This is a genomic window from Salinispora cortesiana (assembly GCF_000484695.1).
GTDB lineage: Bacteria > Actinomycetota > Actinomycetes > Mycobacteriales > Micromonosporaceae > Micromonospora > Micromonospora cortesiana.
Genome location: NZ_AXVR01000040.1, coordinates 14,039 through 38,920, shown reverse-complemented (window position 1 = coordinate 38,920; position 24,882 = coordinate 14,039). Strand labels below are relative to the sequence as shown.

20 protein-coding genes and 1 pseudogene are annotated in these 24,882 nt (G+C 69.0%); 11 read left to right on the top strand and 10 right to left on the bottom strand.

Annotated features, from left to right (window positions below; all coding sequences use genetic code 11):
- Nucleotides 1-52 precede the first annotated feature (52 nt).
- From K228_RS0117225 to gyrB, 3 genes are all read right to left on the bottom strand, one after another.
- Nucleotides 53-994, bottom strand: a complete 942-nt coding sequence (locus K228_RS0117225; protein WP_025619554.1) for a DUF3566 domain-containing protein — start codon at nucleotides 992-994, stop codon at nucleotides 53-55.
- Nucleotides 995-998: 4 nt separating this feature from the next.
- Entirely contained in the window at nucleotides 999-3,518 is a 2,520-nt protein-coding gene (gyrA, locus tag K228_RS0117220) for a DNA gyrase subunit A (protein ID WP_025619553.1), read from the bottom strand.
- Between the two features lie 133 nt (nucleotides 3,519-3,651).
- Entirely contained in the window at nucleotides 3,652-5,598 is a 1,947-nt protein-coding gene (gene gyrB / locus K228_RS0117215; RefSeq protein ID WP_025619552.1) for a DNA topoisomerase (ATP-hydrolyzing) subunit B, read from the bottom strand.
- 495 nt (nucleotides 5,599-6,093) lie between these two features.
- Between gyrB and K228_RS0117210 the strand changes: the two genes are divergently transcribed.
- Nucleotides 6,094-6,675 (top strand): hypothetical protein, encoded by a 582-nt coding sequence (locus K228_RS0117210; protein WP_025619551.1) that lies wholly within the window; start codon nucleotides 6,094-6,096, stop codon nucleotides 6,673-6,675.
- On the opposite strand, the gene K228_RS0117205 is transcribed toward K228_RS0117210, so the two are convergent.
- The 5 genes and pseudogenes from K228_RS0117205 to dnaA form a co-directional block, all read right to left on the bottom strand.
- Nucleotides 6,666-7,271: a DciA family protein gene (locus tag K228_RS0117205; RefSeq protein ID WP_025619550.1), complete on the bottom strand. Its 606-nt coding sequence runs from the start codon at nucleotides 7,269-7,271 to the stop codon at nucleotides 6,666-6,668. The two genes, K228_RS0117210 and K228_RS0117205, sit on opposite strands and share 10 nt — an antisense overlap.
- Nucleotides 7,261-8,394, bottom strand: coding sequence for a DNA replication/repair protein RecF (recF, locus tag K228_RS0117200; protein WP_025619549.1), 1,134 nt, complete (start codon nucleotides 8,392-8,394; stop codon nucleotides 7,261-7,263). Before recF ends, K228_RS0117205 begins: the two co-directional genes overlap by 11 nt.
- A 14-nt stretch (nucleotides 8,395-8,408) precedes the next feature.
- Nucleotides 8,409-9,299 (bottom strand): annotated as a pseudogene (gene gnd, locus K228_RS0117195) (phosphogluconate dehydrogenase (NAD(+)-dependent, decarboxylating)); the annotation flags it as partial.
- 21 nt (nucleotides 9,300-9,320) lie between these two features.
- On the bottom strand, nucleotides 9,321-10,454 hold the full coding sequence (dnaN, locus tag K228_RS0117190; RefSeq protein WP_025619547.1) for a DNA polymerase III subunit beta: 1,134 nt from the start codon (nucleotides 10,452-10,454) through the stop codon (nucleotides 9,321-9,323).
- A gap of 764 nt (nucleotides 10,455-11,218) precedes the next feature.
- Nucleotides 11,219-12,979, bottom strand: a complete 1,761-nt coding sequence (gene dnaA / locus K228_RS0117185; RefSeq protein ID WP_025619546.1) for a chromosomal replication initiator protein DnaA — start codon at nucleotides 12,977-12,979, stop codon at nucleotides 11,219-11,221.
- Between the two features lie 695 nt (nucleotides 12,980-13,674).
- Here dnaA and rpmH point away from each other — a divergent pair.
- From rpmH to K228_RS30200, 9 genes are all read left to right on the top strand, one after another.
- Nucleotides 13,675-13,812: a 50S ribosomal protein L34 gene (gene rpmH / locus K228_RS0117180; RefSeq protein ID WP_018221882.1), complete on the top strand. Its 138-nt coding sequence runs from the start codon at nucleotides 13,675-13,677 to the stop codon at nucleotides 13,810-13,812.
- Nucleotides 13,813-13,847: 35 nt separating this feature from the next.
- On the top strand, nucleotides 13,848-14,258 hold the full coding sequence (rnpA, locus tag K228_RS0117175) for a ribonuclease P protein component (protein ID WP_025619545.1): 411 nt from the start codon (nucleotides 13,848-13,850) through the stop codon (nucleotides 14,256-14,258).
- 44 nt (nucleotides 14,259-14,302) lie between these two features.
- Entirely contained in the window at nucleotides 14,303-14,542 is a 240-nt protein-coding gene (gene yidD / locus K228_RS27390) for a membrane protein insertion efficiency factor YidD (RefSeq protein WP_018728028.1), read from the top strand.
- Between the two features lie 3 nt (nucleotides 14,543-14,545).
- Nucleotides 14,546-15,643, top strand: coding sequence for a membrane protein insertase YidC (gene yidC, locus K228_RS0117165; RefSeq protein ID WP_025619543.1), 1,098 nt, complete (start codon nucleotides 14,546-14,548; stop codon nucleotides 15,641-15,643).
- Between the two features lie 159 nt (nucleotides 15,644-15,802).
- Entirely contained in the window at nucleotides 15,803-16,405 is a 603-nt protein-coding gene (locus K228_RS0117160) for a Jag family protein (RefSeq protein WP_025619542.1), read from the top strand.
- An 88-nt stretch (nucleotides 16,406-16,493) separates the two neighbouring features.
- Nucleotides 16,494-17,222, top strand: a complete 729-nt coding sequence (gene rsmG, locus K228_RS0117155; protein WP_025619541.1) for a 16S rRNA (guanine(527)-N(7))-methyltransferase RsmG — start codon at nucleotides 16,494-16,496, stop codon at nucleotides 17,220-17,222.
- A gap of 363 nt (nucleotides 17,223-17,585) precedes the next feature.
- Nucleotides 17,586-18,887 carry a ParA family protein gene (locus K228_RS30055; RefSeq protein WP_080671624.1) on the top strand — a complete coding sequence of 434 codons (1,302 nt, stop codon included), beginning with the start codon at nucleotides 17,586-17,588 and terminating at the stop codon, nucleotides 18,885-18,887.
- A gap of 27 nt (nucleotides 18,888-18,914) precedes the next feature.
- On the top strand, nucleotides 18,915-19,913 hold the full coding sequence (locus tag K228_RS0117145; RefSeq protein ID WP_025619539.1) for a ParB/RepB/Spo0J family partition protein: 999 nt from the start codon (nucleotides 18,915-18,917) through the stop codon (nucleotides 19,911-19,913).
- A 695-nt stretch (nucleotides 19,914-20,608) separates the two neighbouring features.
- Nucleotides 20,609-21,607 carry a hypothetical protein gene (locus K228_RS30200; protein WP_342667124.1) on the top strand — a complete coding sequence of 333 codons (999 nt, stop codon included), beginning with the start codon at nucleotides 20,609-20,611 and terminating at the stop codon, nucleotides 21,605-21,607.
- 138 nt (nucleotides 21,608-21,745) lie between these two features.
- Here the strand turns inward: K228_RS30200 and K228_RS0117135 are convergent, their stop codons facing one another.
- A complete protein-coding gene (locus K228_RS0117135) occupies nucleotides 21,746-22,726 on the bottom strand; it encodes a D-alanine--D-alanine ligase family protein (protein WP_025619538.1) in 981 nt (326 codons plus the stop codon).
- Nucleotides 22,727-22,733: 7 nt separating this feature from the next.
- Complete coding sequence (locus K228_RS0117130; RefSeq protein ID WP_025619537.1) at nucleotides 22,734-24,047, bottom strand: aminotransferase-like domain-containing protein; 1,314 nt, start codon at nucleotides 24,045-24,047, stop codon at nucleotides 22,734-22,736.
- A 128-nt stretch (nucleotides 24,048-24,175) separates the two neighbouring features.
- On the opposite strand from K228_RS0117130, the gene K228_RS0117125 reads away from it, so the two are divergent.
- On the top strand, nucleotides 24,176-24,841 hold the full coding sequence (locus tag K228_RS0117125; RefSeq protein ID WP_025619536.1) for a GCN5 family acetyltransferase: 666 nt from the start codon (nucleotides 24,176-24,178) through the stop codon (nucleotides 24,839-24,841).
- The last annotated feature ends 41 nt before the right edge of the window (nucleotides 24,842-24,882 follow it).

Sequence of the window (24,882 nt, the reverse complement as noted above, 5' to 3'; positions counted from 1 at the left end):
GCGGGTGCGGGTACCCGGGTCACCAGCGGCGACCCGGGTAACGCTGCCGTATTCAGTCGCGCTCGGCGAGCGTCAGCTCGATGCCGCCCACCAGGTCGGCGCAGACGTTGTAGACGAATGCGCCCAGCGTTGCCAGGGCCGTGAACAACACGACGTTGACCAGGCCGATCAACGCAGAACTCAGGATCACGCCGCGGGCGGTGATCTGGAAGCCGTTGGCGCTCTGGCCACCGCCCGCGTTGACCAGATCACTCAGGCTGTCGTTGACGCTGGCGAACACGCCCATCGCGTCCAGCGCCAGGTACAGCACCGAGGTCGCGACCACGACGACGATGAAGATCACCACCGACACCGCGAAGGCGAACTTCATCACCGACCACGGGTCGATCCGCCGCAGGTTCAGCCGAGCCCGGCGCGGCCCGCGAGACGCGGCAGAGCTGACCGCGGTACGCGCGGCGCGTACCGCCTCACCGACGCGTGCCGCCCCGATGGCCGCCACCCCGCTGATTCCCGGCGGGAGGGCACCGCCCTGGGGCCGGCCAGCGGAGTTCGCCTGGGGACGGGCGGTCCCGGTGATCCGCGGTTGACTTCCGGTCTCACCGAGTCGGGGCATGCCGTTCGCGCCACCCAGGGCAGCCGCGCTCCCGAGACCGGCCGCGCTCCCAGCGACCGTGCTGGTCTGCCCAGCGCCGCCAGCGGCCGACGGCGGGGTGGCCCCGGTGGCCTTCTCAGCGGCGGCACCTTCGGTGCGCGGTGTCTCGACCTTCGTGGCCTCAGCCGGCTCCTCGCTGGATTCCGGCTCCTTGGCCGGCTTGTCCGGCGGCGGGGCCATCCCGGGAGCCCTGGTGAATTTCGGGGCCGGCACGTCGGCGGGGACGGTGGCCCGACCCACTGCCGCACGGCCGGCGGCTGGGGCACCGCTCGTGGCACCCTCCTCGTCGACCGGGTTAGCCGAGTTCCCCGCGTTCCCCGACTTCGCCTGTGTCTCCGTCATGCAACTAGTCCTGTTCGTCAGGCTCGTCGGCATTGCGAGCAATCGCCACGATGGTTACGCCATCCGGAAGGTCCATCAGCTTGACCCCCATTGTGTTCCGGTCGCGCGTACGGCGTACAGGCTTCACCGGAGTCCGAATGACACCACCGTTACTGGTGATAGCGAAGAGCTCGTCGTCCGGGTCGATCACCACAGCACCGACCAGACCACCGCGCCGCTCGGTGATCTTCGCAGTCAGCACGCCCTTACCTCCCCGGCCCTGGACCGGGTATTCCTCAATCGGAGTACGTTTCGCGTAACCGCCGTTGGTGGCCACCAGAACGTCCAAGCCGTGCCGGACGACCTCCATCGCGAGCAACTCGTCGTCCTCGCTGAACCGCATCCCGATCACGCCCGAGGTAGCCCGCCCCATCGGCCGCAGCGCCTCGTCGGAGGCGTTGAACCGGATCGCCAGGGCGTTCTTCGACACCAGCAGGAGGTCCTGCTCCGGCGCCACCAGGGCGGCACCGACCAGTTCGTCGTCCTCGCGCAGGTTGATCGCGATGATGCCGCCGGACCGGTTGGAGTCGAACTCCTCGAGCCTCGTCTTCTTTACCACTCCGTTCTTTGTGGCCAGAACCAGGTAGGGGGCGACCTGGTAGTCGGAAATCTCGATGATCTGTGCGATCTGCTCGTCTGGTTGGAAGGCGAGCAGATTGGCCACGTGCTGGCCCTTGGCCACCCTACTGGCTTCCGGGAGCTCGTACGCCTTGGCCCGGTACACCCGGCCCTTGTTGGTGAAGAACAAAATCCAGTCGTGCGTCGAGCACACGAAGAAGTGGCTGACGATGTCGTCCTGCCGCAACGTGGCGCCGCTGACCCCCTTACCGCCCCGCCGCTGCGAGCGGTACGCGTCCACCTTGGTGCGCTTCGCGTACCCGGTTCGGGTGATGGTGACCACGACATCCTCGCGGGCGATCAGGTCCTCCATCGAGACCTCGCCGTCGAACGGGATGATCTGGGTGCGCCGGTCGTCGCCCCACTTCGCGACGATCTCGCCCAGCTCCTCCGAGACGATTCGCCGCTGCCGCTCCGGCTTCGCCAGGATGTCCTTGAAGTCGGCGATCTCCAGCTCCAGCTTCGCCAGGTCGTCGAGGATCCGCTGCCGCTCCAGCGCGGCCAGCCGGCGCAGCTGCATGTCCAGGATCGCGGTTGCCTGGATCTCGTCGATGTCCAGCAACCGGATCAGGCCCTGCCGCGCGTCATCCACCGTCGGCGAGCGCCGGATCAGCGCGATCACCTCGTCGAGGGCGTCCAGCGCCTTGGCCAGACCCCGCAGGATGTGCGCCCGCTCCTCGGCCTTACGCAGCCGGTACGCGGTCCGCCGGCGGATCACCTCGATCTGGTGATCGACGTAGTAGCGGATAAACTGGGCCAGGTTGAGCGTACGCGGCACACCGTCCACCAGCGCCAGCATGTTCGCGCCGAAGGTCTCCTGCAGCTGGGTGTGCTTGTAGAGGTTGTTCAGTACCACCTTGGCGACCGCGTCGCGCTTGAGCACCAGCACCAGCCGCATGCCGGTCCGGCCGGAGGACTCGTCCCGGATGTCGGCGATTCCGCCGAGCTTCCCCTCCTTGATCAGCTCGGCGATCCGCTCGGCCAGGTTGTCGGGGTTCACCTGGTACGGCAGCTCACTGACCACCAGCGCCGGCCGGCCCCGCTTGTCCTCCTCGACCTCGACCACGGCGCGCATCCGGATCGAGCCACGACCGGTGCGGTACGCGTCCTGAATCCCCGCCTGGCCGACGATCAGGCCGTGGGTCGGGAAGTCCGGCCCTTTAACGATCCCCAACAGGGCTTCCAGGGTGCTCGCCTCGTCGGCCTCCGGGTGCTCCAGGCACCACTGCACCGCCGCACCGATCTCCCGCAGGTTGTGCGGGGGGATCTTGGTGGCCATCCCGACCGCGATGCCTTCGGAGCCGTTGACCAGCAGGTTGGGGATTCGGGACGGCAGGATCGTGGGCTCCTTGGCCCGGCCGTCGTAGTTGTCCTGCAGGTCGACGGTGTCCTCGTCGATGTCCCGCAGCATCTCCATCGCCAGCGGTTGGAGCTTGCACTCGGTGTACCGCATCGCCGCCGCCGGGTCGTTACCCGGGGAGCCAAAGTTGCCGTTGCCGTCCACCAGCGGGTAGCGCAGCGCCCAGGGCTGAGCCATCCGGACCAGCGCGTCGTAGATCGCCGAGTCGCCGTGCGGGTGGAACTGGCCCATCACGTCGCCGACCACCCGGGAGCACTTCACGTACCCCCGGTCGGGCCGGTACCCCGAGTCGAACATCGCGTAGAGGATCTTGCGGTGGACCGGCTTCAGCCCGTCCCGGACGTCCGGCAGCGCCCGCCCGACGATCACGCTCATGGCGTAGTCGAGGTAGGAGCGCTGCATCTCCACCTCGAGCCCGACCGGTTCGATCCGGTCGTGCGCCACGACGGCGCCGGCGGTCTCGGGGGCGTCGGGCTCGTTGGGTGTGGACTCGGGGGTATCGGTCACTTGTTAACCCTTATCAGACTCAGAGTCGCTTTTGTGCTGTGGATAACCGCTGTGGAAACCGGCCTGGCTGTGGATAACTCTGTGGAATAGCCGTGGTCGCCGCAGACGACGGGCCGGTCGGATCCGAGTGGACTCAGATGTCCAGGAACCGCACGTCCTTGGCGTTACGCTGGATAAACGAGCGACGAGCCTCGACATCCTCCCCCATCAGCACACTGAACAGCTCGTCCGCGGTCGCCGCGTCGTCGAGCGTGACCTGGCGCAGGGTGCGGGTAGCCGGATTCATCGTGGTCTCCCAGAGCTCGGGATAGTTCATTTCGCCGAGCCCCTTGAACCGCTGGATGTCGTCCGGCTTGGCGTTGGGCTTCTTCTGCTGCCGCAGGGCGATCAGCCCGTCCCGCTCTCGGTCGGAGTACGCGTACTGCGCGTCGTCCCCCTTCCGGTTCCACTTGATCTTGTAGAGCGGCGGCGCGGCCAGGTAGACGTGCCCCAACTCGACCAGCGGTCGCATGAAGCGGAAGAGCAGGGTCAGCAGCAGCGTCTGGATGTGCTGACCATCGACGTCCGCGTCAGCCATCAACACAATCTTGTGGTACCGCAGCTTCTCGATGTCGAAGTCGTCGTGGATACCCGTACCGAGCGCGGTGATCAGCGCCTGGACCTCGTTGTTCTTCAGGACTCGGTCGATCCGCGCCTTCTCCACATTGAGGATCTTGCCGCGGATCGGCAGGATCGCCTGCGTCCGGGGGTCGCGTCCCTGCTTGGCGGAGCCGCCCGCCGAGTCGCCCTCAACGATGAAGACCTCGCACTCACGGGGATCAGTCGACTGGCAGTCGGCCAGCTTGCCCGGCATCGAGCCGGACTCCAGCAACGACTTACGGCGGGCCAGCTTGCGAGCCTGCTGGGCGGCGACCCGGGCGCGCGCGGCCTGGGAGGCCTTGGTGATGATGACCTTCGCCTCGGCCGGGTTACGGTCCAGCCAGTCCACCAGCCACTCGTTGCAGACCCGCTGCACGAAGCTCTTGACCGGGGTGTTGCCCAGCTTGGTCTTGGTCTGCCCCTCGAACTGCGGGTTGGTCAGCTTCACCGAGATGATCGCCGCCAGCCCCTCCCGGATGTCCTCCCCGGAGAGCTTCTCGTCACTCTTGAGTAGCCGCTTCTCCGTACCGTACCGGTTGATGACGCTGGTCAGCGCCGACCGGAAGCCTTCCTCGTGGGTGCCGCCCTCGTGCGTGTTGATGTTGTTGGCGAAGGTGTAGACCGACTCGCCATACGACTCGTTCCACTGCATGGCGATCTCGACCGACATGCCGTCCTCGTCGGTGCCGAACTCGACCACCGACTTGTGGATCGAGGTCTTCGAGGCGTTGAGGTGCCGGACGAAGTCGGCGATGCCACCCTGGTAGCAGAAGGTGACCTCCCGCATCTTGCTGTCATCGCCCTCCTCAACTCGCTCGTCGAGGAAGTGGATGGTCAGCCCCCGGCTGAGGAAGGCCATCTCCTGGAGCCGGCGGTAGATGGTCTGGAAGTCGAAACTAACGGTATCGAAGACCGTCGGATCGGGCCAGAAGGAGACCGCCGAACCGGTGGCGTCGGTCGGCTCGCCCTTTTCCAGCGGCGTCGGCTTCGAGTCCGTGTACGACTGCCGCCAGAAGTAGCCGTCCTTCTGGATCTCGACAGCCATCCGGGTGGAGAGGGCGTTCACGACCGACACACCGACGCCGTGCAGGCCACCGGAGACGGCGTACGCCTTGCCGTCAAACTTGCCGCCAGCGTGCAGCACGGTCAGCGCCACCTCCACGCCGGGCTTCTTGAGCTTCGGATGCGGGTCGACCGGGAAACCACGCCCGTTGTCGGTGACGCGAACCCCACCGTCGGCGAGCAGCACCACGTCGATGGTGTCGCAGTGCCCGGCCAGCGCCTCGTCCACCGCGTTGTCCACGACCTCCCACACCAGGTGGTGCAGACCGCGTTCGCCGGTGGACCCGATGTACATACCGGGGCGCTTACGGACCGCCTCCAACCCTTCGAGAACGGTGATCGACTCTGCGCCGTACTCCTGCTTGTCCTGCGCTGCCACCCTCGGCCACTTTCTCGCGTCGGCCACGCCACTGGCGCGACCGGTCACGGGGTTCGGCGGACAGAACGCGACGTCGGGCGCGCGGACCGGCACCGGAGAGTGATCCGGGCTGGGGGTCGAACGCGCCGGCCGCCGCGGTTGCCCGCGGATCGCGATCGGCTCGACCTGATGTGGAACGATGATCTCGGGCCCGGCCTGGCCCCGGGTTTCATCGCTCCGCACCGGGTCTTCGTCTCAGGCCCAATCCTACTGGGCGTTGGCGACAGATCCACCACTCGGCACCCCTTGCGCGGCGGCTGAGACCTTCATAGCCGGCCGACCGCTCAGTCCACGAATCCCCCTACGCGCACCGAGCCGACCGTAGGCTCGTACCGGCCGGTGATGCTCCCCGCCCAATATGTGTCCATCTCGCGATCAACTCCGGCTTGATCTTTGCCGGCTGGAACCGGACGATCGACCCGTTCGTACGGACATGGGCTTGAGAGGTGACACCAGATGGGGCTGGACAACGTCGTGGTGAACTGGCCGCGGACCGGCCGCTTCTACGACCCGGTCGCGCCGGCGGAGTTCGTGGACTTCGGCGAGATCGTCGACATGCCGCAGATCTCCGCACCGACCGCCGCGCTCGCCGAGCTGATCGCCAAGACCGGCACGGTCCGGGCGACCGCCTACACCGAGCTGGTCGATCTGATCCTCGGCCTGGAGAATGTGCTGTACGCCACAGAAAACTCGGAAGAGGACGAGGATCCGGTGATCGACCCGGACGGCTGCGGGTGGATCGCCGACGGAGTCGAGCGGTTCGTGGCGCGGCACCGAGCAATCGGGGAGGCAGTCACCTTCGAGACCGTCAGCGAGGTGCTCCGCGCGCTGCTCGGTGACGGACGCCTGGCCGAACAGCAGCTGCGTTGGCTGGACGGCCGGCTGGACCGGCTCCGCGACGACAGCGGAGCTGCGCCGCAGTGGACCTTCACCTGCGCGGAGCTGAGCGTCCTCGCCGCGTTCTACCGCCGCTGCGCCGAACGGGGCTTCGCGGTCTACGCCGAGTCGGTGGCACCCCGCCGGGCCGGTCAGCCGTAGGTATCCCGGGGGCCGCGGCCCCGCACCCGACGAGGGCCACGCGACCAGGACGGCGCGGCCGGACCGTGGATGTGCAGCCGGCGTACGACGTTGTGGCCCACCTCGCGGGCGATCTGCTGCAGCAGTGAGCCGGCGAGCAGCCGAAGTTGGGTGGCCCAGGCGGTCGAGCGCGCCTCCACGGTCAGCTCACCCCCTTCCAGCTTCACCGGCCGACTGTTCTGGGCCACGTCCGGGCCGACCACCCGCTCCCAGGCGCCGAAGACCGTCGCCTCGGCCGCCGGTTGCTGCCAGCCCCGGGCCTTCACCAGCCGATCCAGCACCGCGCCGAGCGGCTGTGGGTCGCGCGGGTCCGGTCCCGGGCCGGAGTAGCCCCGCGGCCGTCGCCCCCCACCGCTCGCCCCACCGCTGCGGCTGCGCCGCTGCGGCTGCGCTGTCTGGCGGCGAGCCTTCGCCGCATCCAGCACCGCCCGCGCGAGTTGCGGCCCGGACGCCCCGCCCGGTGCCTCCGCCCCGGTGTCCGCTGGCGGGGCGGCCCCATCCGCGCCGGTCGCCGCCGCCGCACCGGGTCCGGCTGCGGGTTCCGCCTTATCCGACACGCTCTACCTCCCCCTCGCGGACATCGAATCGCGCCCCGTGCAGACGCGCGGGGAGATCTTCTGCCACCGCGCAGGTCACCAGGAGTTGGCTCGCCTCGCCGACCAGCTCGGCGAGGCGGTCCCGCCGGCCGGTGTCCAGCTCGGCGAAGACATCGTCTAGCACCAGCACCGGCTCGATCCCGTCCGCGCGCAGCAGGTCGTACCCGGCCAGCCGGAGCGCCAGCGCCAACGACCAAGACTCGCCGTGGCTGGCGTACCCCTTCGCGGGCAGCGGCCCCAGCGTGAGGTTGAGGTCATCCCGGTGCGGACCGACCAGGGTGGTCCCCCGCTCGATCTCGGCTGCCCGGCCGGTGGCGAGTGCGTCGCTCAGCGCCGCGGTCAGCTCCGCCCGGTCAGCGGTTGGGCTGACCGATTCGACCGACGATCGGTACGTGATGCCGGCCGCGCCCGTACCGGCGGCCACCGCGTCGTACGCCCGGGTGACGTGGGGGGCGAGCGCGGCGACGAGGTCGAGCCGACCGGCGAGCAACTCGGCACCGTGCCGCGCGAGGTGGTCGTCCCAGACCGCGAGTGTGGAGAGGTCGCCGCCGCGGGTCCCGCCGGTCTTGCGCGCCAGGTACGCGGTGCGCAGCAGGGCGTTCCGCTGCCGGACCACCCGTTCGTAGTCGGCCCGCACCCCGGCGAACCGGGGCTGCCGGAGCACCAGCAGATCGTCGAGGTAGCGGCGCCGCTGCGCCGGGTCGCCCCGGACCAACTCCAGGTCCTCCGGGGCGAAGAGCACCAGCCGCAGGGCACCAAGCACGTCCCGGGCCCGCCGGGCCGGGGATCGGCCGAGCCGGGCCCGGTTGGCCCGCCCCGGAACGATCTCCAACTCGACCAGCAGCTCCCGCCCCTCGTGCACCACGGTGCAGCGGATGATCCCCGCGTCGGCACCCATCCGAACCAGCGGGGCGTCCGTGGCGACCCGGTGTGAGTCCAGGGTCGCCACGTAGCCGAGCGCCTCGATCAGGTTGGTCTTGCCGACCCCATTCGGACCGACCAGGACGTTCGTCCCCGGTTCGAGGTCCACGCCGATCCGCTCGTACGAGCGGAAGTCAACGAGTTCCAGCCGGCGGACGTACACGGGTGGTGGGGCCGTCAGCGCTTGCGAACGGCGTGCCCACCGAACTGCTGGCGCAGCGCGGCGACGGCCTTCATCGCGGGTGAGTCGTCCTGGCGGGAGGCGAAGCGGGCGAAGAGCGCGGCGGAGATGACGTTCATCGGAACGGCGAGTCGGACCGCCTCGTCCACGGTCCACCGCCCCTCGCCGGTGTCCTCCGTGTAGGGGCTCAACTCGGCCAGCTCCGGGTCCTCATCGAGCGCACGGTCCAGAAGGTCGAGCAGCCAGGAGCGGACGACCGTGCCTTCCCGCCAGGATTTGAAGACGCCGGGGACATCGGTGACCAGCTCGGACTTGGCCAGCAGTTCGTAGCCCTCAGCGTAGGCGTGCATGAGACCGTACTCGACGCCGTTGTGCACCATCTTGGCGTAGTGTCCGGCACCGACCGGACCAGCGTGCACGAAGCCGAACTCTCCGGCCGGCTTCAGCGCATCGAAGATCGGCATCAACCGGTCAACGTGTTCCTGGGCACCACCGACCATGAGGGCGTACCCGTTCTGCCGGCCCCAGACGCCACCGGAAACCCCGGCGTCGACATACCCGATGCCGCGCTCGTTCAGCCGCTCGGCGCGCGGGGCATCGTCGCTGAACCGCGAGTTGCCACCGTCAACGATGATGTCGCCGGCGTCGAGCGCCTCCGCCACCTTGTTGATGGTCTCGTCGGTGACGCCGGCGGGGACCATGACCCACACCGCGCGGGGCGCGTCCAGCTTCTGCGCCATCTCCGCCAGGCTCGCGACGTCGCTCAGCTCGGCCTGGTTGTCGTAGCCGATCACCTCATGCCCGGCGGCACGCAGCCGCTCACGCATGTTGCCGCCCATCCGGCCGAGCCCTACCAGGCCGAGCTGCATTGTCCGTACCTCCGTGCGTTGTGGTTCGTCTCGGTGCGATCAGCGGGAGACGCGGATCGGCATGATGAGGTAGCGGTACCCGGGCACGACCTCGCCATCCTCGTCGACGGGGGAAATCACCGCCGGCTTGAAGGCGTCAACGAACGACAGAACGGCGAACTGGGTCCCCATGTTCGAGAGACCGTCGATCAAATACTGCGGGTTGAAGCCAACGGTCAGCGGATCACCGCTGAAGCTGGCCTCCATCGCCTCGCTGGCCCGGGCCTCCTCGGTGCCACCGGCCTCGACCACCAGGCCGTCGCCGCTGAAGCTCAACAGCACCGGAGTGGTGCGTTCGGCGACAAGCGCGACTCGCTTGACGACCTCAATGAGCGCACTGACCGGCACCTGGGCCTGTGCGTTGTGGGTGGCGGGGAAGAGGGAACGCACCGGTGGGTAGTTGGCGCCGTCGAGGAGTCGACTGGTGGTGCGGCGGGGGCCACCGACGAACCCGATCATGCCCTCGCCCGCTGCTCCCTGGGAGAGCGCCATGGTTACCTGGCCGCCAAGTGATCCGAGGGCCTTGGCGGTGTCGTGCAGCGTGCGGGCCGGTACCAGGGCGTTGAGGCTGATCTCCGGGTCTTCCGGGTTCCACTCGATCTCGCGTAGGGCGAGGCGGTAGCGGTCGGTGGCGAGCATGGCCAACGTGCCGCCGGAGAGCTCTAGTCGGACGCCGGTCATCATCGGCAGGGTCTCGTCCCGGCCGGCTGCCACGGCTACCTGGGAGACGGCGGCGGCGAACGCGGCGGCGTCGATGGTGCCAGCGCTGACCGGCATCTCCGGGAGCGTGGGATAGTCCTCGACCGGCATGGTGGGCAGGGTGAACCGGGCGCTGCCGCAGACGAGTTCGAGATGAGCACCGACCGCCGCGATGTCGACCGGCTTCGCCGGCAGCGCCTTGGTGATTTCGGCGAGGAGCCGGCCGGAGACCAGGGCCGCGCCGTCGGCGTCCCCCTGCACCTCGACGGTCACCTGGCTGGAGACCTCGTAGTCGAAGCCAGAGACCTGCAGGTTGCCGTCGGTGACCCGCAGCAGCACTCCGGCGAGCACCGGCACCGACGGCCGGTTCGGCAGGCTCTTCGCGGTCCAGGCCACGGCCTCGGCGAGCGCGTCGCGCTCTACTCGGAACTTCATCAATGCCTCCGCGTCAACGTCAGCGCCAACTCTCTCATGCCGACCGCTGCCTGCCGACCCGCCGGGGCGTGCCGGTTCTCCTGGCACCTTAGGGCGCGTGGGCAACGGCGGTACGTCCGACCCCATGCGTGTCCAGGTGCCGCTGACCGGCAGCGGCGGTCTGCGGCCCGATCCACAGGAAGTCCAACGGTGATGATTGGTTTTTGTTGTCTTTAGAGATCTAACTCATCGTCTTCGTCGCACCTGTGCAAACTGTGGAGAACCCACGTTGACGCAGGTCAACCGGGGAATGCACCGGTGGGTTTCCTGTGGAGAAGCCGGGGGAAAACCTGGGACGTCATCCACAGGCCAGAGTTACCCCCAGCCCGTCCACCGTTGTCCACCGGTTATCCACCGGTTATCCACGGACTTCTTCCCCAGGCCTGTGGATTGCCGCTCGCAGCTCGACCCGGGTTATCCCCAGAACCTTCAACAGCCCGTCCACACCCGGCCCGCCACCGGTGGACAACGACATCGTTATCCCCAAGCGTCCACAGCACTACCCCCAGGGTTTTCCACAGCCTGTGGGTAACGAGGGGTTGGCGGCCCACGTTCTCCACCGAGGGGAGCGGAAGCTGTGGACAACGAGCGGGGTTACTTGGTGCCGACGGGACACCCGGATTCGACCCCTCGCCCGGGTCCGGGGGCCATCGTCCGGTCCGTGCGGGGTGGTGGAGCGCCGCTGGCGCCGGTTCGGCGGGTGGCTCAGCGGCTCGGCCGGTGCTTCAGGTGTTCTGCTTGATCCGGTTGGTCAGCTCGGCGATCTGGTTGTAGAGCGACCGCCGTTCGGCCATCTGCTGGCGGATCTTGCGATCGGCGTGCATGACCGTGGTGTGGTCGCGCCCCCCGAAGGCCTGCCCGATTCGGGGCAGCGACAGGTCGGTCAGCTCCCGGCACAGGTACATGGCGACCTGGCGGGCGTTGACGAGCACCCGCGAGCGGGAGTGCCCGCGCAGGTCCTCCAGACTCACCCCGAAGTAGTCGGCGGTCGCCACCATGATCTGGTCGGCGGTGATCTCTGGTCCGGTGCCGTCTGGAATGAAGTCCCGCAGCACCTCCTCGGCCAGCGACAGCTCCACCGACGACCGGGTGAGGCTGGCGAACGCGGTGACCCGGATCAGCGCACCCTCGAGCTCTCGGATCGAGTTCGATACCCGGGACGCGATGAACTCGAGTACGTCCGGCGGGGCGAACAGCCGCTCCTGGGCGGCCTTCTTCTGCAGGATCGCGATCCGGGTCTCCAGGTCTGGCGGCTGGATGTCGGCGAGTAGACCCCACTCGAACCGGGTCCGCAACCGGTCCTCCAGGGTCGCCAGCTGCTTCGGCGACCGGTCGGAGGTGATCACGATCTGCTTGTTGGCGTTGTGCAGCGTGTTGAAGGTGTGGAAGAACTCCTCCTGCGTCCGCTCCCGGTTCTCCAGGAACTGGATGTCGTCGATCAGAAGGATGTCGACATCCCGGTACCGGCGCTGGAAGGCGCTGGTCTTGTCGTCGCGCAGCGAGTTGATGAAGTCGTTGGTGAACTCCTCGGTCGAGACGTACCGGACCGAGTTAGCGTTGCCGAGTGTCGTGGCGTAGTGGCCGATCGCGTGCAGCAGGTGCGTCTTGCCCAGCCCCGAGCTGCCGTAGATGAACAGCGGGTTGTACGCCTTCGCCGGCGACTCGGCGACCGCCACCGAAGCCGCGTGGGCGAACCGGTTGGACGAACCGATGACGAACGTCTCGAACATGTACTTCGGGTTGAGCCGGTTGCCACCGCCGTCGGCGGGTGCTGGCAGCCGACGATCCTCGCGGCCACCGGGCCGGTGGTGGTCCACCCGCCCCGGCCCACTGTCGGTGCCGAGTTCCCGGGGCAGTGGCGTCCCCCCGTGCTGCTCCGCCGTCTCTGCTCGGTAGCGGCCGTCGAACGGGTGCTCGGTCACCGGCGGGCCGAGCCGGGCCTGCTCGTCGCGTCGCTCGCCTCGGGGCGGTCCGGTGAAGGCGGAGCTGAACAACGGCTCCTGGCCGTCCCGGGACACCGGCGTCGGCTGCTCGCCGTACGAACCGGCGGGCACCGCGGCGCGGCGCTCCGGCTGGGGCTGCCCGGGAATCAGCGGGAATCGTTGGTCCACGCCGTCGTCCAGGCCGCCTCCCGCGGCATCACCGGTGGTGTCGCCGGGTAGCCCGCCGACTTCTGGGCTCGGGGCACTGTGGTAGATGGTGCCGGCCGGACGGCCGGAGCCGTCCTCCGGCGTTCGTACCGTGACAGCTACCTGGATGGGCCGTCCCAGTCGGCGGGTGAGCGCCTCGGTGATCGCCGGGCGGAGCCGGGACTCGATGACATCTCGGGTGAAGGCGTCTGGGACGGAGACGAGCGCGGTGTCCTCGACGATGGCGCGGAGCCGGGTCAGCCGCAGGTAAGCCCGCTGCTGCGCGGAGACGATCTCGTCGGCGAGTTCGTCGGTCGTTGCCGTCCACACCGCGGCGAGTTCGGTTATACCCGTCACCGTCGTGCCACCCCCTCGCCTCTGTTCCCGGACGCCGCCGTCCTCCCCGTCGGCCGTCCCGGGCCCACCGCGTTCACGCGATGCTTCCCCACCCCGGCTGACCGACCGGTCCTTGTCCACAAGTTATCCACAGCCTGTGTGGGTACCGAATGTGGCTGCCCACCGATGTGGGTCAGACCTCTCCCGGTACAAGCGGGCGCTGAAGCGGGTCATCTTGCCGAACGATCCACCGCCCGATTCGGTCTTGCCTGCCGGCGGCGACCACAGCCGGACCGACCCCGGGCTTCCGACAGCCACTCACCGCGATTCGGGGCCAACAGCCCTGCACCGCAATCGGGCACGGTAACAGCGATGTCCGGACGCCATCAACAGCGGCCGTACGCCCACCGTCGGTGGCAGCAGCGAAAACGTCGGAACTGCCGGCGCCGGGTCGGCCGGTGGGAGCGTTGACGCTCGTTGTGCCCCTGCGTACGCTGGATCGGCTGCTCTCTCACCCTCTGCTAGGGTGATGGATGCTTGCTGTCCGCAGCGTCGGGCAGCGTTGATCGGGGGCGCCGCGAAGGTGTTCCGGATCATGACCTGTCTCGGATCATGACACGACCCGGATCGTGACACGAACCGAAACAGGGACGACCTCGGACCAGACGCGACCCCGGCGATCCCTCGCCCAGGGGTAGGACAACGGAGAGCCTGACGTGAGCAAGCGCACCTTCCAGCCGAACAACCGCCGGCGCGCGAAGACCCACGGCTTCCGGCTGCGCATGCGCACCCGTGCCGGCCGCGCCATCATCTCGACCCGTCGCAGCAAGGGCCGCGCTCGCCTGGCGGCCTGAGGCCGCCAGGTCCGATCGGCAGGGCGTGGAGAGTCGTGCTGACCGCCGCGCAGCGTCTGCGGCGCAGCACTGACTTCGCCGCGGCGGTCCGTGGTGGCCGACGCGTCGGGCGCGGCGTGGTCGTCGTCCATTTGACCTCGCCCGGCGCCCCACCGGAGATCTCTTCGACGAAGCCGGCGCGGGACACTGGTGCGGAGCAGACATCCGCACCAGCCCGCGCCGGCTTCGTCGTCTCCAAGGCGGTTGGCAACGCCGTCGTCCGTAATACCGTCCGCCGCCGGCTGCGGCACCTGGTCCGGGAGCGCCTCCCCGGACTGCCGGCCGGCAGCACCCTCATCGTCCGTGCCCTGCCCGCCGCGGCGCACCGGTCGTACCAACGACTCGGTATTGATCTCGACGCCGCGATCGCGGCCGCACGCGCCCCCCGCGGGCGGCGGTCCCGGTGAGTTCGACACCAGACCCGCCACAGCCGACCTCACTCGGTGCCCGGGTGCTCGCCGGGCCCATCATCGCGTACCGTCGGTGGATAAGTCCGGCGCTGCCGGCCCGCTGTCGGTTCTACCCGTCGTGCAGCGCATACGCCCTGGAGGCGGTGACCCGCCACGGCCCGGTTCGGGGGGCCGGCCTGACGGCCCGGCGGCTGATGCGCTGCCACCCCTTCCACCCAGGTGGATTCGACCCGGTGCCAGAGCCGGGCGGTCGCCGCCGTGCCGATGTGACTGGAGTCTGAGAATTGAGTCTCGACTGGATCTACTACGCGATCTCGTGGATCCTGCTGCGCTGGCATCAGGCGTGGGACGTCATCGGGGTGCCGGAAGGCGTGGTGCTCGGCACCAACTGGTCCTGGATTCTGGCCATCATCTTCCTGGTGGTCACCGTCCGAGTGATCCTCTTCCCGGTCTTCGTCAAGCAGATCAAGTCACAGCGGGCGATGCAGGCGCTGCAACCGCAGGTGAAGGCGCTGCAGGAGAAGCACAAGGGTGACCGGGAGACGCTCCAGAAGGAGATGATGGAGCTATATCGGAAGGAAAAGGCTAACCCGCTCATGGGCTGCCTTCCGATGTTCCTCCAGATTCCGGTCTTCCTCGGCCTGTTCCACGTGCTCCGCCGGCTCAACCCAGACAAGCCACTGGACAAGAAGACGCTCTACGGCTGGACGGTCGACCAGTTCGACAGCGCGTCGGTCGCGAAGCTGTTCACCGCGCCGATCGCCGGTAAGTTCGGCTCCTCCGCCGAGGAACTGGCCGCGCTGGGTGCCGACGGCACCACCGTCAAGGTCATGGCCGGCATTCTGGTGCTGGTGATGATGGGCACCACCTACCTGACCAGCCGGCAGATGATCCTCAAGACCGGCTGGGCCGAGGACCCGCAGCAGCGGATGATCCAGCGGTTGATGCTCTACGGCATCCCGGCGTCGCTGTTGATCTCCGGCGCGATCTTCCCGATCGGTGTGATCATCTACTGGGTCACCAACAACATGTTCACGCTGGCCCAGCAGCAGTGGGTGTTGCGTAAGTTCCCGCCGCCGCCGAGCGCCAAGTCGAGCACCACTGGTACGCGTGGTCCGGTACAGCCGGCGAAGAGCGGTGGCCTCTTCGGCCGCAGCAAGTCCGCCCCTTCGGCCGCCACCCAGCCAGCCGCGACCAAGGTCGCCGCCCCGAAGCCGGGTGCCAAGCCCACCAGCCAGAAGAAGGGCCAGCCCGCGAACCAGAAGGGCCAGCCCGCCGGACAGAAGAAGGGCCAGCCCGCGAACCAGAAGGGCCAGGCCGCCGGCCAGAAGAAGGGGCAGCCCACCAACCAGAAGGGCCGACCCGCCAAACGGCAGGGCTGATCCGACCGGTGCCTGACGGTATCTACCTTGGTACCGCCGCCGGAGGGCAAAACGCCGCCGCGCCCCGCGGCCACGGGCGAGACTGCCCAGATAGACCTACCCGTGGTGCCGGCGTTCCCGTCGGCCCCGGAAGACCAGCGGACCCGACGGTCCGGCCGAGTGAGTACGGAGGAGACCGTGACCGAGATCAGCACGCCCCGAGCTGACGAGTCCCAGGACGCAGAGGGGACAGATACGACGGCGAAGGGCCAGACCGAGGCGGCCGAGGCCGGCGGCGGCACGGAGCAGCGGTCCACCGGTGAGAGCGATCTGTTCCGGCAGAGTGAGATCGCCGCCGACTACGTGGAGGGCCTGCTCGACATCCTCGACTACGACGGGGACATCGACGAGCTGGTCTCCGGCGGGCGTCCGGTCGTGGAGGTGGTTGGCGGCCGACTGCAGAGCCTGGTTGGTCAGCGCGGCGCCACGCTGGAGGCGCTTCAGGAACTTACCCGGCTCGCGGTCTTCCGGCAGACCGGCACCCCCAGCCGACTGCTGCTCGACGTGGGCGGCTACCGGGCAGGCCGCCGTAAGGAGCTCGCCGCGGTGGCGAAGAACGCCGTCGAGAAGGTCAAGGAGCACGGCGAGTCGGTGCGGCTGGAGCCGATGTCCGCCTTCGAACGTAAGTGTGTGCACGACGTGGTCAACGCCATCGACGGCGTGGCGAGCGAGTCCGAGGGCGTCGAGCCGAGTAGGCGCATCATCGTTCGGCCGGCGGACTGAGCGGGTGACTCACGACGACACAGCGGCGCGTTTCGCGTCCGGCCCGGGTGGTACGCCGCCCGGGCCGTTGCCTGTCGGCGATCGCCCCGTGCCGGGTGCGGTGGACGCCGCACCGCCGCCGGAGGTGGCCGCTGCGGCCCGGACGCTCTTCGGTGACCGGCTGGGCCTGGCTGTTGCGTACGCGGGCCTGTTGGTAACCGACGGGGTGGTCCGGGGACTCATCGGCCCACGGGAGGCGCCGCGGATCTGGGGCCGGCATCTGCTCAACTGCGCGGCGGTGGCGGAGCGGATTCCGCCGGGCGCGACGGTGCTCGACGTGGGTAGCGGTGCTGGGCTGCCCGGCCTCGTGCTCGCTGTCGCTCGGCCGGATCTCTCGGTCACTCTGGTCGAGCCGCTTGCCCGTCGCACCGCCTTCCTCGTCGAGGCGGTGGCGCAGCTCGACCTGGCCGCCTCGGTCCAGGTTGTCCGGGGCCGGGCCGAGGAGATCGCCTCCGGTGGTGGTGAAGTCGAGCCGCTCACCGGCGATGTGGTGACCGCTCGGGCGGTGGCTCCGCTGGACCGGCTCGCCCGGTGGTGCCTTCCGCTTGCGGCGCCGGGCGGACGGCTGGTCGCCCTCAAGGGCGCCTCGGCGGCGGAGGAGGCCGCCGAGCATGCAGTCGTCGTGGACCGGCTTGGCGGTGGCGTGCCGGAGGTACACCACTGCGGTGTGGGCGTTGTTGAGCCACCGACGACGGTGATCGAGATTGTTCGGGAGCGGGTGATGGCACCGCCGCGACCCAAGTCCGCGAAACGTTCCCGTGGTGGTCGGCGGCGCTGAGTCGTCGGGGCACCGCATCGCCGGCCTCCTGCTCCGATGCACGTGCCTCGGAGTCAGCGGGACCACGTGGTCGCGTCGACTGGCGGAGCGCTCAGCGGTCTGCCGGAATTCGGCGGATCCGGCTTGCCGGAGCGGTAGCTGCCTCGTTGAACAGGTACGGGTGGTAGGCGGGATGCGAAGCCCGACGTGGACCGACCGCGCCCAATCCCCGTAGGCTGGCCGCGCGTCGATAGTGTGGGGCGGGCGGCGCCGGTTACTCACGGATTCCGACCGCTTCCAACGGGCCGCACGCTCCGGGGTGACCACCCGAGCGACCCGTTGACAGGATGCGGACCGACCATCCGAAGCGGGCAGGGATGACAGGTGCATGACGACGGCAGGTACGACGATCCGCGCGCGACCGGGTCAACGGGCGACCTGGTTTCACGTGAAACCGACGATCCTGGTTGGGCCACCCCCAGCCTCTCTGCCAGCCCGCCCTCCCGAGTGCCGCAGGACGAGATCTTCCGGCGAGCGGCGCCAACTCCGGGACGTACCCGCCCATCGTCGCCGGAAGTACCGTTAAGCCGCAGCGCCGGGGAGAGTTCCCGGGTCGGCGAAATACCGGCGGCCGAGCAGGCCGCGTCGGTACGGGGGAAGACAGCCACGTCGACACGCATCGAGGTGGCTGTGCCGCAGCAGGCAATGCCGGGGCGGCCGGCCGAACCGACCAAGGCTCCGAATCTGCCCACCGGGCAGGACGGGGTTGACGACACGTACGTTTCACGTGAAACACCGACGCGCGAAGAGGATGACCCACCGTTGGCGATGGAAGCTATGCGCGCCGTGCAGATCCTGAACCCGAGCGGAGAGGTGACGATGCCTCGTCCAGAACGGACCCGGGTCATGTGCGTCGCGAACCAGAAGGGCGGCGTTGGAAAGACCACCACGACGGTGAACCTGGCAGTGGCGCTGGCGCTGCACGGGAACCGGGTGCTGGTGGTTGACCTCGATCCGCAGGGCAACGCGTCTACCGGGCTCAACGTCCCGCACCACACCGGGGTGCCGGACGTGTACGACTGTCTGATCAACGGCCTGCCCTTGGAGGACGTCGCCCAGCCGGTCGAGGGAATCCCGAGTCTGTGGTGTGTGCCCGCCACGATCGACCTGGCCGGAGCCGAGATCGAACTGGTCTCTGTGGTTGCCCGGGAGTCGCGGTTGGCCCGCGCCATCACCGGCTACCCGGGCCACTTCGACTACGTCCTCATCGACTGCCCGCCTTCGCTTGGCCTGCTCACGGTGAACGCGTTGGTTGCCGCGGAGGAGGTACTCATCCCGATCCAGTGTGAGTACTACGCGCTGGAGGGGTTGAACCAACTCATCAACAACATCAACCTCGTCCGGCAGCACCTCAACCCCCGGCTGGAGGTCTCCACCATCCTGCTCACGATGTACGACCGACGTACGCGGCTGGCGGACGCGGTGGAGCAGGATGTTCGCAACCACTTCGGGCACAAGGTGCTCCAGGCGGTCATCCCGCGTAACGTCCGGGTGTCCGAGGCGCCCAGCTACGGCCAATCTGTGATGACCTACGATCCCGGGTCACGGGGGGCGACGAGCTACTTCGAGGCCGCTCAGGAGATCGCCGAGCGGGGTATCAAGGCCGAGGCGAGCCGCAATGCGTAGCGCGGACAGGCCGCGGGGAGGCCAGGCATGAAGAATCGTCCTAAGGGTGGACTCGGCCGAGGGCTGGGCGCCCTCATTCCTACCGAGGCGGCGGCGGACAGCGGGCCCGCCCCATTCGTCAGTAGCCCAGCGGTGACACCGACCGCTGGCCTGGCGGCGGTGAGTACGCCGCCGCCCGCGTCCGAGTCCGAGTCACTCAGCCCGGTCCCAGGTGCTCGCTTCGCCGAGATATCGGTCGACGCGATCGTCCCCAACCCTAAGCAGCCCCGGCAGGTCTTCGACGAGGACGCCTTGGAGGAGCTGAAGGTCTCCATCCAGGAGGTCGGATTCCTCCAGCCGATCGTCGTCCGCCAGCTCGACGATGAGAAGTTCGAACTCGTCATGGGTGAGCGCCGCTGGCGAGCCGCACAGGCGGTTGGCCGGAGCTCCATTCCGGCGATCGTGCGGGACACCCGGGACGATTCGATGCTCCGGGACGCGTTGCTGGAGAACATCCACCGCGCCAACCTGAACCCGTTGGAAGAGGCGGCGGCGTACCAGCAACTTCTGGACGAGTTCGGCGCCACCCACGAGGAGTTGGCCCGTCGGATCGGTCGGAGCCGGCCGCAGATCTCCAACACGATCCGGCTACTCAACCTCCCCGCGCAGGTACAGCGCCGGGTCGCCGCCGGAGTGCTCTCTGCTGGCCATGCCCGGGCGCTGTTAAGCCTGGACGACCCTGAGGCACAGGAACGGCTTGCCCACCGAATCGTCGCCGAGGGACTGTCCGTACGGGCAACCGAGGAGGTGGTGGCGCTCTCACTCAGCGATGACACCAGCGAGAAAGAGGCGCCGAAGCGTCGGCCGAAGCCGCATGCGCCCGCACTGACTGATCTCGCCGATCGACTCTCCGACCGCTTCGACACCAGAGTCAAGGTCGACATCGGCCGAAGCAAGGGAAAGATCACGATCGAGTTCGGCAGTGTGGACGACCTGGAGCGGATCGTCGACATCATCGGGGTCGACCGGGAGCAGTCCGAGGACTGACCGAAAGCCCGGCTCCCGCCCCCAGAGCGCCGCCCCTGTTTCACGTGAAACGGGGGCGGTTGTCGTTGGGGCTTGGGGCTGGCCCCAGGCAGTGGATCAGGGAGGGAGGGGACAGTTCAGCTTTGGCGCGCTATGCCTGATCTGATATCTCGACCACTCCCATCTGCCCGCTCGCCCCGACTCACCTAAGCCCGCTCGCCCGACCGACCCGCTCGCCCGGACCGCTCGCTCTGGCCGGCAAACTGGCCCGACCGACCGTCACTTGCCCGCTCGCCCGCTCGCTTCGACCTGCCGGCTCCGCGAACCGGCCCCTTCGCTGCGATGGTGAAACTCGGATCGACTCGGCGAGCGGGTGCCTCCCGCACCCGGTGTCGGCCCGCGATCGGATGCATCTGCCCGCCGGCAACCTCGCGCACTTTGAGCGACGGCGTCGGTGCGGGTGTAGCAGAAGTCTCTTCCCCAACGTTATCCACAGCAGTTGTCCACAGGTGGCGCTGTTTCACGTGAAACAGCGCTTCAACCGCCATGTTGACCTGTGGAAGGTGGCTGTGGATAACTTAGGCCTCCTGTGGATAACTTCGCTGGGAGGTGGATGAACGGCGGTGGGCCGGCCCGGTCGATCGGCGGCCGAAGGAGGTGGGGACAGCAGTCCCGGAAACAGTTAGGGTCACCTCGTGCCCGACACCCCTCCCTCAGTGCCGAACTTCACCCAATGGCCCTCCTTCCCCTTCGAGGGCGATCTCCGCGTCAAACAACTCGATGATCCGGTCGCGACCGAGCCGCACCGTCGCGGCGAAGGCGACCGGGAATGTACTGCCTGCGGCGCCCCCGATGAGGCGTACATCTGGGCCGACGAACGGTGGCGGGTACGTGCGATGGATAGACCTACCGGGCTTCCGATGGTGTTGATCCTCGAGTCCCGCTCGCACCTGGATCTGGGCGACCTGCCGAATCTGCTCGCCGCCGAGCTCGGCGTGCTGACGGTCCGGCTGGAGCGCGCCATCCGGTCCCTCGACGGCGTGTCCCGGGTGCATGTGAATCGCTGGGGTGACGGATCCGCGCACCTGCACCTCTGGTTCCTCGCCCGGCCACACGGTCAGCTCCAGCTTCGGGGCACCTTCCTCCCCCTATGGGACTCGATCCTGCCGCCGATCCCCGAGTCGACCTGGCGGGAGAATCTGGCCCTCGTCGCCGCGTGGTTGGCGGATTTTGGCGGACGCCAACTCGCCGAACCGACTCGAATCCAGTGGCAGGCACCGGCCAGTTTCGGTGCGGTAGAGGCCGTGGGGCACTCGGAGACCGCGGCGGCGGAGGCGGAGGCGGAGACAGCGAGGGGGACGGAGGCCGCTGAGACGGCCTTGGGTGAGGGAAGCTCAACTTTCGTGGCCAGACAGCGGAGTGCGACCGGTAGCGGTGGCACGGCGCAGGGCGGCGGCACAGCGGGCAGCGGCGGCGCGGTGGAGAGCGGCGGCGCTGAGGAGCCTGACGCGGCGCCAGGCGGGGAGACCGGGAGCGTGGCGATCAGCGCTGACGCTGACGTGGTGCCGGCTGGCACTGACGTTCCGGCGGGCGACGCCGGTGCTGGCGCCGCGGAGGGCGGGGCTGCCTCAGCTCGGCTCGCCGTGGACCCGGGACCTCAGGTGGGCGGTGAGGGAGGCCTGGACAGCGCCGATAGCGGAGCCACACCCCGGTGATGTAGCCCCTAAACTCCGCGGGCCGCACCGACTCCGGTGCGCTGGAGAGGGCCGCTGACACTCCCCCGCCGTGGCCATCAGCGTCGAACGCGGCTCCGTCCTGACCCTGGCGGCCGACCACGACCGTGCTTTGCCGGCTCAGGCTGCCCGGGAGGCAGCCTGGGAAACCAGGGTCCCGATCATCCGACCGAAGTCGAGACCGGCGGCCTGAGCCGCGAGCGGCAGCAGCGAGGTCTCGGTCATGCCGGGTGCGACGTTCACCCCGAGCACGTGCGGCTGACCGTCGGCATCAACGATCAGATCGACCCGGCTGAGGTCGCGCAGTCCGAGCGCGGTGTGAGCGGCGACGGCGAGTTCGGCAACCGCCTTGGCCACCTCGGTGGTCAGCCGGGCCGGTGTGTGCCACATGGTGCGGCCGGCCGTGTATCGGGCGGCGTAGTCGTACACGCCGTTCCGGGGCACGATCTCCACCGCCGGCAGGGCCTGCGGTCCTTCCCCGAGGTCAACCACGGACACTGCCACGTCTGTCCCGGGCAGGTAGCGCTCGACGAGGGCGGTGGAGTCGTACGCGAAACAACCGACCATCGCGGCCGGCAGGGCGGCGCTGTCCCGGACCACGGCGGCGCCCAGACCCGAGCCACCCTGCGCGGGCTTCACCATCAGTGGGAGGCCCAGTCGGTCGGCGATACGGTCCAGCACCGCCACCGCACCAAGTTCGGAGAAGCGGTCATGGGGTAGGGCCACCCAGTCCGGGGTAGGGATGTGCGCCTCTCGTAGCACGGTCTTGGCCGAGGGTTTGTCCCAGGCGCGGCGGGACGCACGCGCGTCGCAGCCGACGTACGGGACGTCGCAGAGGTCCAGCACACCCCGGAGCGAACCGTCCTCGCCGGTGGCGCCGTGTAGCGCGATGACCACCGCGTCCGGCGGGTCGGCGACGAGCGTCGGCAGGAGGGCGACATCCGCGTCGCGCAGCTCCGCCTCCACGCCCACCGCGCGTAGCGCGTCGAGGACCCGGCGGCCGGATCGTAGCGAGACGTCCCGTTCATAGGAGAGCCCACCGGCGAGCACCAGCACGCGCAGGTCGGTCAGGACAGCGGGATCGGCAGCGGTCTTACCCATGCCCGAATCATGCCAAGTCTGGTCCGGGTGTGTCCGAACCGGCCCGCCCTCGACGAGAGCCGGGAGGGCCGACGGCGCCGAAGACCCGGCGCATGGCGATGTCCTGCTCCATCACTCCGGAGAGTCGCCGTACGCCCTCCCGGATCCGCTCGGGCGGCGGGAAGGAGAAGTTGAGGCGCATCGCGTCGGTGCCGGTGCCGTCGGCGTAGAAGCCGGTGCCGGGCACGTACGCCACCCGGGCGGCGATGGCGCGGGGCATCATCGCCTTCGAGTCCAGCCCGTCTGGCAGCGTGGCCCAGACGAAGAGGCCGCCTCCGGGCCGGGTCCACGCCGTACCGGCCGGCATCAGGTCCGCCATGGCCGCGAGGAGCGCGTCCCGCCGTTCCCGGTAGACCTCCCGGTAGACCTTGAGCTGCTCCCGCCACGGCATGGTGCCGAGGTAGGTGGCCACGGCCGCCTGAGCGAAGCCGCTGGGGCAGAGGATCTGTGCCTCACTGGCGATGACCAGTTTGTCCCGCACCGCGTGCGGGGCGAGGATCCAGCCGACCCGCAACCCCGGCGCGAAGGTCTTCGAGAACGTGCTGAGGTAGAAGACGCCATCGCGGCGGCGAGCGCGCAGCGGCGCCGGGGCGTCGCCCTCGAAACCGAGCTGCCCGTACGGGTCGTCCTCCACCACCAGCAGGCCGGCGCGTTCGCAGATGTCGAGGATCCGTTCGCGCCGCTGCTCGGTCAGCGTCACGCCGGTCGGATTCTGGTACGTGGGGATGGTGTAGAGGAACTTGATTCGACGCCCGGCGCGCGCCTGATCGGCGATGGCTGTCTCCAGGGCCTCGGGGATCAGCCCGTCGTTGTCCATCGGCACGTGCACGACCTGCGCCTGGGCGGCTTGGAAGACCCCGAGCGCCCCGACGTAGGTCGGGCCTTCGGCGAGCACCACATCACCGGGGTCGAGGAAGAGGCGCGCGACCAGGTCCAGCGCCTGCTGGCCACCGACGGTGACGACGACGTCGTCGGGGGAGGCACCGCAGGCGGCGTCGATGCCGGAGAGCGACATCACCTCACAGATCCGCTCCCGTAGCTCCGGGGTGCCCTGGCCGATGCCGTACTGGAGGGTGGTGCTGCCGTGGTCGGCACCGAGCCGGCCGAGCATCTCGCCGACCGCGTCCAGGGGGAGAGCAGCGATGTACGGCGCACCTCCGGCGAGCGAGACCACCTCCGGCCGGTTGGCCACCGCGAAGAGCGCCCGGATCTCCGAGGCGGTCATGCCTCGGACCCGTCGGGCGTAGCGGTCGGTGTAGTCGTCGAGCGTCGTGCCGGTCATGTTCCGCTGTCACCTGCCCGGTGGTCGTTTCGCGTATCCCTTCCCGTGGTGTCCGGATCCGGCGTACGATCGTTGGCCGGGGACACCGAAGGGCGGTCTACCTCCGAGCCTACTGTGGGGATGCGCCGATGTCGCGACGTCTGGTCAGCCTGACCTTGGACACCCTGGAGGATCTGCCCCGTTCGTGCCGGCAGTGCGTCTACTGGGAGCTGGACCCGGTCTCCGCTGATCGGGCCCGCGACGCCGGGGATCCCGGTCTGGAGAAGGAGGCATGGGTCTCGCAGACCCTGCTGGAGTGGGGCGCCTGCGGCAAGCTGATCTACGTTGACGACATGCCCGCCGGGTTTGTGCTGTATGCCCCGCCGGCGTACGTGCCGCGGTCAATGGCCTTTCCGACCTCACCGGTCTCCCCCGACGCGGCGCTGTTGATGACGGCGAAGGTGGTGCCGGCCTTCGCCGGTGGCGGGCTTGGCCGGATGCTCGTGCAGGGGGTCGCCCGGGACCTGACGAAGCGCGGAATCAAGGCGATCGAGGTGTTCGGTGACGCGAAGTTCGGCGACGCCGACGACTCGGCGCGCGCCTGCGTGGCCCCGGCGGAATATTTCCTCTCGGTGGGCTTCAAGACGGTCCGCCCGCATCCGCGCTTCCCGCGCCTGCGCCTGGAGTTGCGCACCGCACTGAGCTGGAAGTCCGACGTCGAGTACGCGTTGGAGAAGCTGCTCGGCTCGATGAGCCCGGAGAGCCTGCTCCGGCCGGTCCGTCCCACTCCGGCGACCCGGTCCAGCGCCGGCTGACCCCGGCAACCAGCTCGAACGCAGCGGCCTCTCGCCGGTCG